General features: G+C 70.4%; 12 protein-coding genes. 6 read left to right on the top strand and 6 right to left on the bottom strand.

Annotated features, from left to right (window positions below; genetic code table 11):
* Nucleotides 1-181 precede the first annotated feature (181 nt).
* The 5 genes from D451_RS0113290 to D451_RS0113270 all read left to right on the top strand — a co-directional run bounded on the left by D451_RS0113290 (nt 182) and on the right by D451_RS0113270 (nt 6,985).
* Entirely contained in the window at nt 182-1,051 is an 870-nt protein-coding gene (locus D451_RS0113290; RefSeq protein WP_026125040.1) for an FAD binding domain-containing protein, read from the top strand.
* Entirely contained in the window at nt 1,042-1,557 is a 516-nt protein-coding gene (locus D451_RS0113285) for a (2Fe-2S)-binding protein (protein ID WP_014908753.1), read from the top strand. The genes D451_RS0113290 and D451_RS0113285 overlap by 10 nt, the downstream gene beginning before the upstream one ends.
* Nucleotides 1,554-2,912, top strand: a complete 1,359-nt coding sequence (locus D451_RS0113280) for an 8-oxoguanine deaminase (protein WP_017534784.1) — start codon at nt 1,554-1,556, stop codon at nt 2,910-2,912. The genes D451_RS0113285 and D451_RS0113280 overlap by 4 nt, the downstream gene beginning before the upstream one ends.
* On the top strand, nt 2,912-5,344 hold the full coding sequence (locus tag D451_RS0113275) for a xanthine dehydrogenase family protein molybdopterin-binding subunit (protein ID WP_017534783.1): 2,433 nt from the start codon (nt 2,912-2,914) through the stop codon (nt 5,342-5,344). The genes D451_RS0113280 and D451_RS0113275 overlap by 1 nt, the downstream gene beginning before the upstream one ends.
* Before the next feature lie 204 nt (nt 5,345-5,548).
* Nucleotides 5,549-6,985, top strand: coding sequence for an NCS2 family permease (locus tag D451_RS0113270; protein ID WP_017534782.1), 1,437 nt, complete (start codon nt 5,549-5,551; stop codon nt 6,983-6,985).
* Between the two features lie 57 nt (nt 6,986-7,042).
* Here D451_RS0113270 and D451_RS0113265 read toward each other — a convergent pair whose 3' ends face one another.
* The 5 genes from D451_RS0113265 to D451_RS0113245 form a co-directional block, all read right to left on the bottom strand.
* On the bottom strand, nt 7,043-7,879 hold the full coding sequence (locus D451_RS0113265) for a serine hydrolase domain-containing protein (RefSeq protein ID WP_026125039.1): 837 nt from the start codon (nt 7,877-7,879) through the stop codon (nt 7,043-7,045).
* Nucleotides 7,880-8,022: 143 nt separating this feature from the next.
* Entirely contained in the window at nt 8,023-9,453 is a 1,431-nt protein-coding gene (gene dctA / locus D451_RS0113260; RefSeq protein WP_017534780.1) for a C4-dicarboxylate transporter DctA, read from the bottom strand.
* Between the two features lie 342 nt (nt 9,454-9,795).
* On the bottom strand, nt 9,796-10,362 hold the full coding sequence (locus tag D451_RS0113255; RefSeq protein ID WP_014910943.1) for a pyridoxamine 5'-phosphate oxidase family protein: 567 nt from the start codon (nt 10,360-10,362) through the stop codon (nt 9,796-9,798).
* Between the two features lie 78 nt (nt 10,363-10,440).
* Nucleotides 10,441-11,421, bottom strand: a complete 981-nt coding sequence (locus D451_RS0113250) for a D-alanine--D-alanine ligase family protein (RefSeq protein ID WP_234305754.1) — start codon at nt 11,419-11,421, stop codon at nt 10,441-10,443.
* Between the two features lie 23 nt (nt 11,422-11,444).
* A complete protein-coding gene (locus tag D451_RS0113245) occupies nt 11,445-12,677 on the bottom strand; it encodes an aminotransferase-like domain-containing protein (RefSeq protein ID WP_081536580.1) in 1,233 nt (410 codons plus the stop codon).
* 530 nt (nt 12,678-13,207) lie between these two features.
* On the opposite strand from D451_RS0113245, the gene D451_RS0113235 reads away from it, so the two are divergent.
* Complete coding sequence (locus tag D451_RS0113235) at nt 13,208-13,816, top strand: hypothetical protein (protein WP_017534779.1); 609 nt, start codon at nt 13,208-13,210, stop codon at nt 13,814-13,816.
* A gap of 291 nt (nt 13,817-14,107) precedes the next feature.
* Here D451_RS0113235 and D451_RS0113230 read toward each other — a convergent pair whose 3' ends face one another.
* The gene (locus D451_RS0113230) at nt 14,108-15,415 is read right to left on the bottom strand and encodes a GAF domain-containing protein (RefSeq protein WP_017534778.1); all 1,308 of its coding nucleotides are present in this window, start codon (nt 15,413-15,415) and stop codon (nt 14,108-14,110) included.
* Nucleotides 15,416-15,529: the final 114 nt, after the last annotated feature.

The following is a 15,529-nucleotide window of genomic DNA, read 5'->3' as shown; positions in this document are numbered from 1 at the left end:
AGGAAACGACCAAAGGCCGCCGTTCGTTCCGGGATCACTTCATGTCATCACCGGATGGTGATCGTCGACCCTGAGTGGTGTACTTCACAAGATCGCCCGCTATTCGAACGGATCGCCGGATTTCACGAGAGGTCGCGTCGACGTGACCGCGACCGGACCACTGCGCAGGACGAGGACGAGCATGGAATTCCTGAGGCCATCCACACTGGTGGAGGCCCTAGAGGCCAGGAGCGCCCACCCCGATGGAGTGCCCATCATGGGCGGCACCGACGTGATGGTGGAGTTGAACTTCGACAAGCGCCGCCCCTCGGCGTTGATCGATCTGACCCGGGTACCGGAACTGGCGGAGTGGGGCGTGGACGGCGACCGCACCCGACTGGGCGCCGGTGTCCCCTACACCAGGATCATCGAGCACCTGTCGGGGCGCGCCCCCGCGTTGGCCAAGGCCTCACGGTCGGTGGCCTCCCCCCAGATCCGCAACCGCGGCACCGTCGGCGGCAACCTGGGCGGGGCCTCCCCCGCCGGTGAGTGCCATCCGCCCCTGCTGGCCACCGACGCCGAGATCGAGCTCGCGTCGGTGCGCGGCACCCGCAGGGTCCGGGCGCGCGACTTCTATCTGTCGTTCCGCGAGACGGCGCTGCGCGCGGACGAGCTGATCACCGCGATCCTGCTGCCCGCGCCCACCGGCCCGCAGCAGTTCGCCAAGATCGGCACCCGTAACGCGATGGTGATCGCGGTGGCCAACTTCAGTCTGGCCCTGGACACCGAGAACCGCAGGGTCGGCACAGGTGTGGGCTCGGCCGGTCCGACGCCGTTCCGCGCCGAGGCCGCCGAGGAGTTCCTGGAGGCCGAGTTCGACTGGGAGGACGGCCGGCCCCTCTCCGAGGCCGTCGTCACCAGGTTCGGCGAGCTGGTGGCCGCCGCCGCCCGTCCCATCGACGACCAGCGCGGCAGCGCCGCGTACCGCAGGCACACGTTGGCCGTCATGGCGCGTCGTGCGCTGAGCTGGTCCGTCACCGACTACCGGAAGGGGTCCACGCGATGCGCGTGAGTTTCAACGTCAACGGCGAGGACGTCACCGCCGACAACGTCTGGCCGGGCGAGAGCCTGCTGTACGTGCTGCGCGAGCGGCTGGGGCTGCCCGGCAGCAAGAACGCCTGCGAGCAGGGCGAGTGCGGTTCGTGCACCGTCTACTTCGACGGGGTGACCGCCTGTTCGTGCATGATCGCCGCCGGCCAGGCCGAGGGGCGCGAGGTGCGCACCGTCGAGGGTCTGGCCGAGGAGCCGGGCAAGGGCGGCGACCGCACCCTGAGCACGGTGCAGGAGGCGTTCGTCGAGGCCGGGGCCGTCCAGTGCGGGTTCTGCACCCCGGGTCTGCTCGTGCAGACCGACGACCTGATCGAGCGGACCGTGGGCGCGGGACGCGCGGCGCCCGACGACTCCGAGATCCGTGAGGCGCTGGCCGGCAACCTGTGCCGCTGCACCGGATACGAGAAGATCATCGACGCGGTCCACCTGGCCGCCGAACGCCGCGCCGCGGCCGGGAGCACCTCATGAGCAACGTGATCGTCATCGAGGGCGCCCACGTGGTGACCGTGGACGGACCCGAGTACGCGAACGGCCACGTCGTGGTGCGCGACGGTCGTATCGCGGCCGTGGGCGCCGGACCCGCCCCCGCCGTGGAGGGCGAGATCGAACGGATCGACGGTCGGGGCCTCGTGGTCACGCCCGGTCTGGTCAACACCCACCACCACCTCTACCAGTGGGCGACGCAGGGGTTGTTCGCCGACGGCACGCTCTTCGAGTGGTTGGTGGGTTCCTACGAGATCTGGCACCGACTCGACGCCGAGGTGGTGTCGGGGACGACGTCGGCCGGGCTCGCCCACCTGGCGCTGTCCGGCTGCACGACAGCCTCCGACCACCACTACATCTACCCGTCCGGGCGCGGGGACATCGTGGCCGCCGAGGTGGAGGCCGCCCACGAGGTCGGGATCCGGCTGGACCTGGCGCGCGGTTCGATGGACCGGGGCAAGAGCCAGGGCGGACTTCCACCGGACAGCGTGGTGGAGACCCTGGAGGGGGCCCTGTCGGGGACCGCCGCCGCCATCGACACCCACCACGATCCCTCCTTCGACTCGATGACCCGGATCGCGGTGGCGCCCTGCTCGCCGTTCTCGGTCTCGGGCGAGCTGATGACCCAGGCCGCGGAGCTGGCCCGGGACAAGGGCGTACGGCTGCACACCCACCTGGCCGAGACCCTCGACGAGGAGGAGCAGTGCCTGGCCGAGTTCGGCTGCACCCCCGTCGAATACGCCGAACGGCTCGGCTGGCTGGGCGAGGACGTGTGGTTCGCGCACGCCGTGCACCTGTCGGACGAGGCGATCGGCCGGATCGCGGCCACCGGCACCGGGGTCGCGCACTGCCCCACCTCCAACGCCCGCCTGGGCGCGGGAATCTGTCGGGTCACCGAGCTGTTGGAGGCCGGCGCCAAGGTCGGCCTGGGTGTGGACGGTCCCGCCTCCAGCGAACTGTCGACGATGGCCGGCGAGATGCATCAGGCCCTGCTGATGGCCCGCGCCCGCAAGGGGCCCCAGGCGCTGTCCGCCCGCCGCTCCCTGGAGATGGCCACCCTGGGCGGGGCCAAGGTGCTGGGCCGCGACCGCGAGTTGGGCTCGGTGTCGGTGGGCAAGGTCGCCGACCTGGCGCTGTGGCGGGTGGACGGTTTCGGCCACAACGTGATCGACGACCCTGTGGTGGCGATGGTGTTCGGCCCGCCCCCGCCGCTGGAGCGGCTGATGGTCGGCGGGAACACCGTCGTCGACCGCGGTGAACTGCGCACCCTCTCCGCCGAGACGGCCTCCGCCCGCGGCCGCGAGGCGCACCGGCGTCTGACCCAGGAGGTGAACCGCTGATGGCGACGACGACCCGTACCGTCACGGACCTGACCAGCACCACCAAGGACGGGGTGGGCGCCAGCCCGCGCCGGCCCGACGGGACCTTGAAGGTCACCGGAGAGTTCGCCTACTCCTCCGACATGTGGATGGAGGACATGCTGTGGGGGGCGACCCTGCGCAGCCCCCACCCGCACGCGAGGATCCACGGCATCGACGTCACCGAGGCGCTGAGGCTGCCCGGCGTGTACGCGGTGCTCACCCACGAGGACGTCCCCGGGGAGAAGCGGTACGGCCTGGAGTACCAGGACCAGCCGGTCCTGGCCTTCGACAAGGTCCGCTACAAGGGTGAGGCCGTGGCGATCGTGGCCGCCGACCACCCCGAGACCGCGCGCCGGGCCCTGGAGCGGATCGAGGTCGACTACGAGGTCCTGCCCCCGGTGAGCGACTCCCGACGGGCGGCACTGGACCCCGAGTACCCGCTGGTGCACGAGAAGGGCGAGCTGCCCGAACACCCCGAGTACAACCAGAGCGGCAACCGGGTGCGCTACCAGCCCATCCGCACCGGCGCCTTCGCCGAGTCCCCCTCCTCCCAGGAGGCGCACCGGGAGGCCCTGGAGCGGCTGCGCGCCGAGGCCGACGCCGTGGTGACCACCGAGTACGAGGTGGGCATGCAGGATCAGGCCTTCCTCGGCCCGGAGTCGGGGATGGCGATCCCCGCCGAGGACGGCGGCGTGGACCTGTACGTGGCCACCCAGTGGTTGCACGTGGACCAGCGCCAGATCGCCCCGGCCCTGGGTCTGCCCCAGGAGAAGGTGCGGCTGACCCTGGCGGGCGTGGGCGGAGCGTTCGGCGCCCGCGAGGACCTGTCCATGCAGATCCACGCGTGCATGCTGGCCCTGCGCACCGGCAAGCCGGTCAAGTTCGTCTACAACCGGGAGGAGTCCTTCTACGGACACGTGCACCGTCACCCGGCCAAGATGCGCTATGAGCACGGGGCCAAAGCCGACGGCACCCTGCTGTACGCCACGTTGGAGATCATCGTGGACGGCGGCGCCTACGCGTCGGCGACCCCCGCCGTGGTGGGCGTGGCCTCCTCCCTGGGTATCGGCCCCTACGAGGTGCCCAACGTGCTGGTGGACGCCTATGGCGTCTACACCACCAACCCGCCCTGCGGCGCCATGCGCGGCTTCGGCGCGGTCCAGGCCTGCTTCGGCTACGAGTCGCAGATGGACCGGCTCGCGAAGGAGCTGGGCATGCACCCGGTGGACCTGCGGCTGAAGAACGCCATGGCGCAGGGGTCGCGGATCATCACCGGCCAGGAGATCGACATGCCGCTGCCGATGGCGGAGATGTTGGAGCGGTGCCGTGACCTTCCCATGCCGGTGGAGCGCACCGAACTGGAGGACCCCTCCGACCAGCGCACCCTGCCGGGCGGCGTCGCCGGGACCACGCGCGGCGAGGGTGTCGTCCGCGGCGTGGGCTACGGCCTCGGCCTCAAGAACCTGTGCTTCTCGGAGGGGTTCGACGACTACTCCACCGCGCGGGTCCGGCTGGAGGTCGTCGCCGGCGAACCGGTGGTCCTGGTGCACACGGCCGCCGCCGAGGTCGGCCAGGGGCTGGTGACCATCAAGGGGCAGATCGCCCGCACCGAGCTGGGTGTGGAGAAGGTGGTCATCGCCCCCTCCGACACCCAGGTGGGTTCGGCCGGTTCGTCCTCGGCCTCGCGCCAGTCGTACATGACCGGTGGCGCGGTGCGCACCGCGTGCGCCTCGGTGCGCGCGGAGGTGTTCGAGCTGGCCCGGCGCAAGGGGTTCGTCCCCCAGGGGCGCGAGGACGTCGAGTTGGCGTTGGAGGGCGGCAAGGTCGTCTCCGCCGTGGACGGCGTCCTGGTGTCGCTGGCCGAACTGCTGGGCGAGTCCGCCGAGAACGGCACCGTGGTCGAGCGGACCCGCGAGTACCACCACCGTCCCACCGAGATGATCGACCCCGAGCTGGGTCAGGGCAGCTCGCACACCCAGTTCGGGATGTGCGTGCACCGTGCCGTCGTGGACGTGGACGTGGAGCTGGGCCTGGTCAAGGTCGTGGCCCTGGACGCGGTCCAGGACGTGGGCAAGGTGATGCACCCCCAGCAGCTCGCCGGACAGATCCAGGGCGGCTCGACCCAGGGCCTGGGTCTGGCCCTGATGGAGGAGATCCAGGTCAAGGACAGCGAGATCCGCAACCCGTCCTTCACCGACTACCTGATCCCGACCATCCTGGACACCCCGCCGATGCGCATCGACGTGCTGGAGCACCCCGACCCGCACTCCCCGTACGGGCTGCGCGGCGCCGGCGAACCGCCGACACTGTCGTCCACGCCCGCGATCGTGGCGGCGGTGCGCGACGCGACCGGACGGCCGCTGACCCACGCCCCCGTGCGCCCCGAGGACATCGTCGGTATCGACCTGTAGGTCCTCTCCCGGGAGGGGCGGCGCCACCCGCGCGCCCCTCCCCCTCTCTCCTCCCGCCCCGGTACGACCGACGTCATCGGCCCCGGGCGGGCGGCCCCGGGCCCCGATATCCCGGCGGCGAATTCGACTACGCTAGGTAGTCACCCCCCCTTTTTTTCCCACGCGGCGCTGTCTCGTCGTGCCCATATCCCTCCAGGAGGGGACGTGCCCGAAAACAACGGCACCGGATCGAGCACACGATCCGGTACGGATCGATCCTGGCTCGACCGGTTCTTCCTCATCGGCGAACGAGGTTCCACCTACGGCCGCGAGGTCCGCGGAGGCCTGACCACGTTCATGGCGATGGCCTACATCATCGTCCTGAACCCGGTCATCCTCAGCAGCGTCACCGACGTGAACGGCGACGTGCTCTCGGCCCCCCAGCTGACCACCATGACCGTTCTGTCCGCCGGTCTGGTCACCATCATGATGGGCCTGGTCGGCCGCGCGCCCATCGCCTGTGCGGCCGCGCTGGGCGTGATGGCGGTGGTCGCCTACCAGGCGGCGCCGGTGATGGCCTGGCCCGAGGTGATGGGCCTGGTCGTCTGGCAGGGCATCGCCATCATCCTCATGGTCGTCACCGGGGTGCGGACCGCGGTCATGAACGCGCTGCCGCACGACCTCAAGCTCGCCATCGGGGTGGGCATCGGCCTGTTCGTGTCGCTGATCGGTCTGACCAACGCCGGCTTCGTGAGCGCCGGCGACGGCGGAAGCCTGCTCCAGCTCGGTGTCGCGGGCGGCGGCGGCCACCTCGACGGATGGCCGATCCTGGTGTTCGTTACCGGCCTGATCCTGGCCTCCCTGCTGCTGGCGCGCAACGTGCCCGGAGCGATCTTCTACGGCATCGTGGGCGCCACCGTCCTCGCGGTGCTCCTGCACTACGCGCTGAACCTGAACGACCAGGTGTGGGGAGGCGGCGTCCCCGCGCTGCCCTCGAGCCCGGTGTCCATGCCCGACTTCGGGCTGCTGTTCCAGGTGGACCTGTTCGGCGCCTGGACCTCGGCCGGACCCACCACCGCCGGCATCATCCTGTTCACCCTGGTGCTGGCCGGGTTCTTCGACGCCCTGGGCACCATCCTGGCGATCGGCACCAAGGCCGGGATCGCCGACGACAAGGGGCAGATGCCCCGGGTCAACCAGATCCTGGTCACCGACGGCGCCGGCGCGGTGGCCGGTGGTCTGACCAGCTCCTCGGCGACGCTGGTGTTCGTGGAGTCCACGGCCGGGGTGAGCGAGGGCGCCCGGACCGGTCTGGCCAGCGTGGTCACCGGTGCGCTGTTCCTCAGCGGCCTCTTCTTCGCCCCGGTCTTCGGCATGGTGCCGGCCGAGGCGGCGTCGGTGGCGATGGTGCTGGTGGGCGCCATGATGATGATGCACGTGGGTCAGATCGCGTGGACGGACATCTCGGTGGCCATCCCCGCGTTCCTGACCATCGCGATGATGCCGTTCGCCTACGACATCGCCAGCGGGATCGGCATCGGGATCATCGCGCACACCCTGATCAGGACCGTGCAGGGGAGGTTCTACGACGTCGGCTGGCTGATGTGGCTCCTGAGCGCGGTCTTCGCCTTCCACTTCTCGATGCACGCCATGGGTCTGTGACCCGAACGCGCAGTGGCCGGACCCGCCCTGTCCCGCGGAGTCCGGCCTTGGTCATCCTCAGGGCGTCGAGGCCTTCAGGCAGTCGGCGAGGGCCCGACGCAGGGCCGCGTCACGAGGGTCGTCCCTGATCCGCAGCCCCATACGGTTGGGCACGTAACCGTATCCGGTCCCGGTCGCCGGGTCGGCGAACCCGAACGAGCCGCCCGCGCAGGGGGTCCCGTAGGCCCGATCGTCGCTGCCGAAGCGCCAGGCGGGGTGGGGTTTCCACAGGCCCAGCGAGTACCGCGTGGGGATCTTGAGGTTGACGTCGTGCTCCCCTCTCGTGGGAGGGTCGGGCCGTTCCTCCAGGGCCCGCAGGCTCTCCTCCCCCACCCCCAGTGTCGGGGAGCCCTGGGCGAACTCTCCGTAGAGCGCGGCCAGGGAGCGCGCGGTGGCGAAGCCGTTGCCGTGCGGCAGTTCCACGGAGCGATAGTCGGGCTCGGCGAGCAGGGCGGGGGTGAGCTCGGCGTCCAGGTAGGGCAGCCCGGCGCGGTGGGAGAGCAGCTCGCGGACGGTGATCCGTTCCTTGCCCGCACGCGCGAACCCGGGCCAGTAGAGGGCCACCGGACGGTCGTATTCGAACAACCCCCGTGAATGGGCGTGGGCCAGGACCATCGATGTGACGCCCTTGGTGGCGGAGAAGACGATCGCCAGGGTGTCGGATTCCCAGGGGGCTCCGGAGTCGAGGTCCCGAACCCCGGCCCACAGGTCGACCACCGGACGGCCGGCGTGGTGGACGGCCACGGCCGCGCCCACCTCTCCGTGTTCGGTGAGGTTACGGCGGAAGGCGTCGCGGACCGGTTCGAACCCGGGCTCGACCCGGCCGTGGACGACGGGGCCGGAGGAAGCGTCCATGGTCACCTCACTGTCGGGGGGAGTGACGGCCCTCAGGGTAGCGGGGCCGGTTTCGACGATCGGGTGCCCCTGTACGTGCGGGGCTCCAGGAACGGCCGCCCTCCGGGGTGGGAGGGCGGCCGTGGTGGGTCGGTCGCGTCCTTCTAGCGTTCGGTGGGCGGGGCGGTGTCGCCGCCGGTGCCCTTGTCGGTGTCGCCGGTCCCGGTGAGGGCTCCGGCGGTCTCGTTCGGAGCCTCGGAGACCTCAGTCTTGACGGGCTTCTCCTCGTCCTCCTCGCGGGCGGGCGGCTCGCGGCCGTCGAGGACGGCGCGCATCCGCTCCATATCGAGCTGGCCCTCCCATCTGGCGATGACGAAGGTGGCCACGCAGTTGCCGAGCAGGTTGATCGACACGCGCATGGTGTCCATGAGGCGGTCCGCGCCCAGGAGCAGCGCGACGCCGGCGGCGGGGAAGGCGCCCAGAGCGGTGGCGGTCGCCGACAGGGCCAGGAAGGCCGACCCCGGGACCCCGGCCATGCCCTTGGAGGTCAGGAGCAGGATGAGGACCATCATGAGCTGGTCGGCGACGCTGAGATCGGCGCCGAAGGCCTGGGCGAGGAAGAGCGCGGCGATCGGCAGGTAGATGGCGGCGCCGTCGAGGTTGAACGAGTAGCCGGTCGGTACGACCAGGCCTGTGGTCGCCTTGGAGCAGCCGGCGTTGGTGAGCTTCTGCATGATGCGCGGCATGACCGCCTCGGAGGAGGCGGCGCCGATGGCGAGGGCGAACTCCTCCTTGGTGTAGCGCAGGAACTTCCACAGGTTGACGCCGGCCAGGACCCTGGCGATGACGGCGAGCGCGAACAGGAAGATCACGGCGGCCGAGTAGCAGGCGATGATGAGCATCCCGAAACTGCTCAGCGAGGAGAGCCCGTAGGCGCCGATCACGAAGGCCATCGCACCGAAGGCGCCGATGGGGGCCACCCGCATGATCCAGCCGATGCAGACGAAGATGACGTCGGTGAAACGCTCGATGAGGTCGAGGACCGGCTTGCCGCGTTCGCCCAGCTTGGACAGGGCCAGGGCCACGAACACCGCGAAGAAGAGGACCTGGAGGAGTGAGTTCTCGGCGAAGGCGCCGACGACGCTCTCGGGGATCACGTCGAGGAAGAACTGGGCCACGCCGGGCAGCTCTCCGCCCTGGGTGACCTCTTCCAGGGCGCCGGTGTCGAGGTCGGCGGGGTCGACCTCGAAGCCCACGCCGGGCTTGAAGAGGTTGGCGACGACCATGCCGTAGAACAGGGCGAAGGCGGTGACGACCTGGAAGTAGACCAGGGCCTTGACGCCGATGCGTCCCACGGAGCCGAGGTCTCCGACCTTGGCGATGCCGGTGACGATCACGCAGAAGATGAGCGGCGCGATCAGCATCTTGATGAGTCGGATGAAGCCGTCGCCCAGGGGGCGCAGCGCTTCGCCGACCGTCGGCCACAGGTGTCCGATCAGTACGCCGAGGATGACGGCGACGATCACCTGGAAGAAGAGGGAGTGGTAGATGCGGCGGGGGCGGGGGGACGAGTCGGTTTCCGTGGCCACGGCCATGGACACCCTCCACAGGGGACGGGGGTTGGAATTTACATTCCTCATCGCGGAATGAATGAGCGGAGTGTAACTTCCGTCACAAGAGCCACGCAATACCCCCCACACCCAGGTGAACAGTGACAGAACGCCGTTCGGCGGCCGCGAGTCCTGTCACGAAGGGGAAACCGGGCCCACACCCTGTGGCGGGACCCTCCATAACGATCGGGTCGTCCGACCTCTTGCCCACCGCCGGGCCCCGTGATCTCATCGAGATCGCCCCGGGACTCCGAGCCGGTGACACGGGCGCGGAGCCGGGGCGACGGAACGGGTGGGCCGTCGTGGCGTGGCGGCCGACCCGCTCCCCTATCCCTCGTCCGGCGCCGGGACGGCAGGGAGCCCGTCGACGCTCGTGGCGTTGCGGCGGCGCAGGTAGTCGGTGAAGTACTCCGGATCGCGACGTTCGTGGTGGCGGTCCAGCAGGTCGCGGTCGCCGCGGAGCTCCATCAGGGGGACGGAGAACCCGCAGGAGTCGGAGATCCGGGCGACGTCGACCACGATGATCGAGCGCTGACCGAGGACACGTTCCTTGGGGAAGTGGGAGCGCAGCTCGTCGAACTCCCCGTCCGCAGGCAGGACGACGCGGCCGCGACCGTGGAGCCGGACGATCGACGGGGGTCCCTCGAAGGCACAGAACATCAGGACGATACGGCCGTTCTCCCGCAGGTGGGCGATGGTCTCCGCACCCGATCCGGTGTAGTCGAGGTAGGCGACGCGGTGTTCGGAGAGCACCGCGAAGGTGCCGCCCATGCCCTTGGGCGAGACGTTGACGTGACCGTCGTCGGCCCGGGGCGCGGTACCGACGAAGAAGACCGGTTGGTCGAGGAGGAAGCGTTCCAGACGGGCATCGATGGTGTCGTGGATCTTCGCCATGGTCGTGATCGTGTCACATGGCCCTGGAACGCAGACGACCCCGCCGGGGCGTTCGCCTCGACGGGGTCGCGTGCGCGATCAGCCGCGCAGATGTGCCTGGTGGGCGAGCTCGCGGCAGAGCAGACCGAAGTCCCGTCCTGCGGCGGCGGCCGCCATCGGGAACGTGGAGGTGGGGGTCAGACCGGGGGCGACGTTGGTCTCCAGGAAGACGATCTCGCCGTCGGGGTCGACGATGAGGTCGGTCCGGGACAGGTCGCGCAGCCCCAGGGCGCGATGGGCGGTCAGGGCCACCTCGCTCGCGGCCTCGATGGTCTCCGCGTCCAGGCGGGCCGGACAGAAGAACTCGGTCCGGCCGGCCGTGTAGCGGGCGGCGTAGTCGTACACGCCGCCGTCGGGGACGATCTCCACGGCGGGCAGGGCCACGGGGCCGTCGCCGGTGTCGAGCACGCTCACCGCCAGCTCGGTGCCCTGGACCTGCTCTTCGACGAGCGCCGAGTCCCCGTAGGCGAAGCAGGAGACCAGCGCGGTGGAGAGCTCTCCGGACGAGGCCACCGGGGTGGCGCCGAAGGCGGAGCCGCCGCGGTCGGGCTTGACGAACAGCGGCATGCCCAGGCGTTCGATGAGCTTGTCCAACAGCGCCGGGGCGCCCAGGTCGTGGAAGACCGACTTGGGCAGGGTGGCGCCGCGCGGCACCCGGACGCCGCGGTCGGCGAGCAGGGCCTTGGCCGCGGGCTTGGTGTAGGCCAGTCGGCAGGCGTCGGGGCGGGCGCCCACGTAGGGGACCCCGGCCAGTTCCAGGACCTCACGGATCACGCCGTCCTCACCGGCCGACCCGTGCAGGACGGGGAAGACCACCTGGGGCGGGTCGTCGGTCAGACGTCGGAGCAGGTCGGAGTCGACGTCGGCGACCTGGACCTCGATGTCGAGTCGGCGCAGGGCCTCGGCGACACCGCGTCCGGATTGGACGCTCACCTCGTGTTCGGGGGACAGGCCTCCGGCGAGGACGAGTACCCGGTCAAGGTCGGCCACGGCGCGACCCTCCTTCTGTGCTGCTGTCATGGTGCTGGACCCTTGGGAGAGTGTCAGGGCAGGTCCGGGGTGGGCGCCTGGCTGCCTTCGGTGGGCCGGTTCATGGCGGGGCCGAACGTGTCGCGCAGGTCGAGTTCGCCCTCGATCGCTCCGACGAGCCTGCGCACGCCCTCGCGGATCTGCTCGGGGGTGGGGTAGCAGAAGCTCAGCCGCATGCTGGCGCGTCCGCGCCCGTCGGCGTAGAAGCCGGTTCCGGGGACGTAGGCGACGCGTTCGTTGACCGCGCGCGGCAGCATGGCCTTGGCGTCGATTCCCTCGGGCAGGGTGGCCCAGACGAAGAAGCCGCCCTCGGGCCTGGTCCAGGTACAGCCGTCGGGCATCATCGCCGCCAAGGCGCCGAGCATGGCGTCGCGGCGTTCCCCGTACATGCTGTTGAACGCCTTGATCTGTTCCTTCCAGGGGAAGGTGCTCAGGTAGCGGCGGACGACGAGCTGGTTGAACGTGGAGTGGCTGAGCATCGCCGATTCGGCGGCCAGGACGAGTTTGGCCCGGACCGCGGAGGGGGCCAGGGCCCAGCCGATGCGCAACCCCGGGGACAGGGTCTTGGAGAGCGATCCGAGGTAGATCACGTTGCCGTCGCCCTGGGAGTAGAGGGTGGGCTGGGGCTCGCCCTCGTAGCGCAGCAGACCGTAGGGGTTGTCCTCGATGATGAGGACGTCGTGGCGCTGACAGATCTCCATGACCCGGGCCCGGCGTTCGGCGGTCATGGTGATGCCGGCGGGGTTCTGGAAGTTGGGGATCGTGTAGAAGAACTTGACGGTGCGCCCGGCCTTGGCGGCCTGGGTGAGGGCGTGGTCGAGTTCGTCGGGGAGTACGCCCTGGTCGTCCATGCCCACGTGGCGGATGTCGGCCTGGAAGGCGGCGAAGGTGTTGATCGCGGTGACGTAGGTGGGGGCCTCGGTCAGCACGATGTCGCCGGGGTCGACGAAGACGCGGGTGATGAGGTCGAGCGCCTGCTGGGAGCCGACGGTGACGATGAGGTCGTCGGGGCCCGCCTGGACGCCCTCCAGGGTCATGTAGTCGCAGATCAGCTCGCGCAGGACGGGGTCGCCCTGGGCGGAGCCGTACTGGAGGGCGGCGGGGCCCTCCTCGGAGACGACGTCCTTGACCAGGTCGCCGATCTGGTCGAGGGGCAGCGCGGCGACGTTGGGCATGCCGCCGGCCAGGGAGACGACCTCTGGTCGGGACGCGACGGCGAAGAGTGCCCTGACCTCCGATGCGACCATGCCCTCGGCTCGGCGTGCGTAGCGGCCGATGTGGGGGTCGATGCGCGAGCCCTGTTGTCCGGGCTGCTGTTCTCGGTGGTCAGCGGACACGGTCCACCTCCGAAGGAAGGACGGTCTTGTGGGGTCACCGGGTCGTTCCGGGAACCTCGTCGGTTCCTGGTTCGACGCCGATTCGTGGCCCCTGGTTCACGCGGGCCACGAGTGACTCCGGGTGATTCGGTCGGGTCTTGTACGAACCATCGAACGCGGTTCGGAAATGTCCCGAGTCTAGCCCAGTGCCCGTGTGAACGCGCCCCAGCAGGGCTTACGCGGCCCCGCCGCACCGTCCCGCGCACACCGGGTGTCGCGCTCGGTGACGGAGACGATACCCATGAGAGTGGCGCGACTCACAGGCGGGTGACCAGAACATGACGCACTTTTCACTCGAACACTCTTAGTTGGACATTGGTTACCTTATGTACATCGGAGACATTGGTGCGGTGGATCAGCGCGCCCGGGGACGGGGGCGCCACCGAACCGGAGGAGGACCCTTGAGAGTCCACTCGACCACCGCCGCCGCCTCGCTGGCACTGCTCCTGTGCGGAGCACTCGCCTCGTGCGCCCCCGCCGGGCCCACCGAGCAGGAGATCGACGCCGCCCGGCTGGAACTGACCAAGGCCGCCGACGCCCTCTCGGTGTCGGTCCTGCGCCCCGGGGCGGAGCGGGCCTTCGCCCGCAAGGGCCACCCCGTGGAGGGCTCCCTCGTCTGCTCCACACCCTCGGGCTCCCCTTCCGAGGAGACCTCGTCGGCGCCCGGACCACTGGAGGAGCCCGACGCCACGGTCTCGAACGAGCCACTGACCGCGGGCGAGAGCGTCCTCGAAGACGAGGACGGCGAGGAACGCCTACGGGTGGTCTGCACCGGCCGGGGACGTGAGGGCGAACAGCTCCGCTTCGAGGGGAGCCTGCTCGTGAACGCCCTGGCCGAACGCGGCGAGGGCGACGACAGTCTGCGCGGCGACTTCCTCGGGGTCGTGGACGGCGAGGAACTGTTCACCATGGACTGTTTCCAGTGCTCGCCCGAGGCCGCCGATTCTCCGGGGGACGTCCCGCCCGAGGGGGACACACCACCCGACAAGGCCGAGGGGAACGGTGGATGAACCACCCCCGACGGCGGTCCGGCCCGGAGACGATGTGGCGTCCCCGGGCCGGGCCGTGTCGTGCGCGTGGCCCCGGAGGATCCCCCGAACCTCCCGGAGCCGGACCTTCGGCGCGTCCGTCCTCGCCCCCGTACCCCCCTCAAGGCCCGTAGGACACGGACGCGCCCCGCACCGGCGATGACCACCGTGCCCTCTCTCGCCCGGAGGCCGGCGCCGGTGTGCGGGCCGCGCTGGAACCAGTTGACCCCATGGCCGCGGGGAGGGCAACGGTTGCAACAGGTTGCGCGGCCCTCAGCCCACCCGATCGAACAGCTCCGCCGTGCACGTCCGCTCGCGCAGGCGCCGGACGCCCGGGGCGAGGGATCCGGGCAGCAGGTCCAGGGGCGAGGACGGCCCCACCAGCCGTACTGCCACCTCCTCGGAGAAGCGGTAGGGGCGACTCTCGACGACCCCGCCCAGGTTGCGCCGCATACGGGAGAGCTCGGCGCGCACCGTGACCACGTGCCCTTCCGAACCGAACACATCCCGGGACAGCTGGGCCCCCGAGCGCCCCGACCGGTGCGCGGCCAGGAGCAGGAGGAGCTCGGCGTGACGCGGCGACAGGTTCTGGACCCATTCCCCGCTGGAACCGGAGACCGTCACCGAGTAGGCCCCCGGTCGGCTCAGGTCGAGGGTGAGCGAGGTGGATCCGGCCTTCTCCTCGGGGCCGGGGCGGATCAGCCAGCCCCCCGGAAGCGGTTCCAGGGCGCACTCCCCCAGCGCGGGAAGCCAGACGGTCCCGGCCTCGCAGTGTTTGGGCAGCAGCACCCGTCTGACCGGTTCCATGTGCACCGCTGTCGCGGTCCAACCCATGTCGTCCACGACCAGGGCCGGCCTGCCCATCCCGGCCAGCAGCGGGGCCGCCACCGAGCGCAGCCGTTCCAGGTGGGTGTGGTGGATGCCCTGGAGGTGCGTCTCGGCCAGCTGCGCCACGGCGTGGACCAGGGCCAGGGTGGAGGGGTGGACGGTCGAGACCGGTCCGGTGACGTCGATGGCGCCCAGCAGTCTGCCGTCCCGGGGGTCATGGACGGGCGCGCAGGCACAGGTGAGGGTGTGAAGGCTCCGCACGTAGTGTTCGGCGGAGTAGATCTGGACGGGGCGTCCCACCACCAGGGCGGTGCCGATGGCGTTGGTCCCGGTACTGCCCTCGTTCCAGTAGGAGCCCTCGACCAGACCGACCCGGTCGCCGACCGAACGCATCCGGCGGGAGCCCTCCCGCCAGAGCACCTGCCCGGCGGCATCGGTCACCAGCATGATGTGGTCGGCCTGATCGGCCACCGAGACCAGGGATCTGCGGATCAGGGGCAGGACGTCGGCGATGGGCGAGGACTCGCGGTGTCGTTGAAGTTCGTCCAGCGGTGCCATCCTGGGCGGAGGGGCGCCATCGGGGTCGATGCCGAAACCTCGCATCCTCCGCCAGGAGTCCTCGATCACCGGCCGCAGCGTGGCGGGCGCGGGCCGGCCCGACAGAAGCGCGTCGTGGGCACGACGGAGCAGGTCGGCGTGTTCGCGAGCGTCGGCGCCGGAGGGCAGCGCCGTGTCCAGCGGAGGAAACGTCATATGGCCCCCAGACCTCGTGTCGGCTGTGGCGTTCCCAGTTTCCTGGTTCGAGCGGGACCGGACCAACGGAACCGCGAGATGCCTTTTTTCCGGAAGCCTTTTCGGCCCTGAGCC

The sequence above is a fragment of the Nocardiopsis alba DSM 43377 genome, from assembly GCF_000341225.1.
Lineage (GTDB): Bacteria > Actinomycetota > Actinomycetes > Streptosporangiales > Streptosporangiaceae > Nocardiopsis > Nocardiopsis alba.
Note: the sequence above shows the minus strand (reverse complement) of the source record. Positions and strands in the feature narration are given on the sequence as shown.

Excerpts from the sequence above, each read along its gene's own strand:
- D451_RS0113275 (WP_017534783.1), top strand. The coding sequence starts at position 2,912 with ATGGCGACGACGACCCGTACCGTCACGGACCTGACCAGCACCACCAAG.
- D451_RS0113230 (WP_017534778.1), bottom strand. The coding sequence starts at position 15,415 with ATGACGTTTCCTCCGCTGGACACGGCGCTGCCCTCCGGCGCCGACGCT.
- D451_RS0113255 (WP_014910943.1), bottom strand. The coding sequence starts at position 10,362 with ATGGCGAAGATCCACGACACCATCGATGCCCGTCTGGAACGCTTCCTC.
- D451_RS0113250 (WP_234305754.1), bottom strand. The coding sequence starts at position 11,421 with ATGACAGCAGCACAGAAGGAGGGTCGCGCCGTGGCCGACCTTGACCGG.
- D451_RS0113280 (WP_017534784.1), top strand. The coding sequence starts at position 1,554 with ATGAGCAACGTGATCGTCATCGAGGGCGCCCACGTGGTGACCGTGGAC.
- D451_RS0113285 (WP_014908753.1), top strand. The coding sequence starts at position 1,042 with ATGCGCGTGAGTTTCAACGTCAACGGCGAGGACGTCACCGCCGACAAC.
- D451_RS0113290 (WP_026125040.1), top strand. The coding sequence starts at position 182 with ATGGAATTCCTGAGGCCATCCACACTGGTGGAGGCCCTAGAGGCCAGG.
- dctA (WP_017534780.1), bottom strand. The coding sequence starts at position 9,453 with ATGGCCGTGGCCACGGAAACCGACTCGTCCCCCCGCCCCCGCCGCATC.
- D451_RS0113265 (WP_026125039.1), bottom strand. The coding sequence starts at position 7,879 with ATGGACGCTTCCTCCGGCCCCGTCGTCCACGGCCGGGTCGAGCCCGGG.
- D451_RS0113245 (WP_081536580.1), bottom strand. The coding sequence starts at position 12,677 with ATGGTCGCATCGGAGGTCAGGGCACTCTTCGCCGTCGCGTCCCGACCA.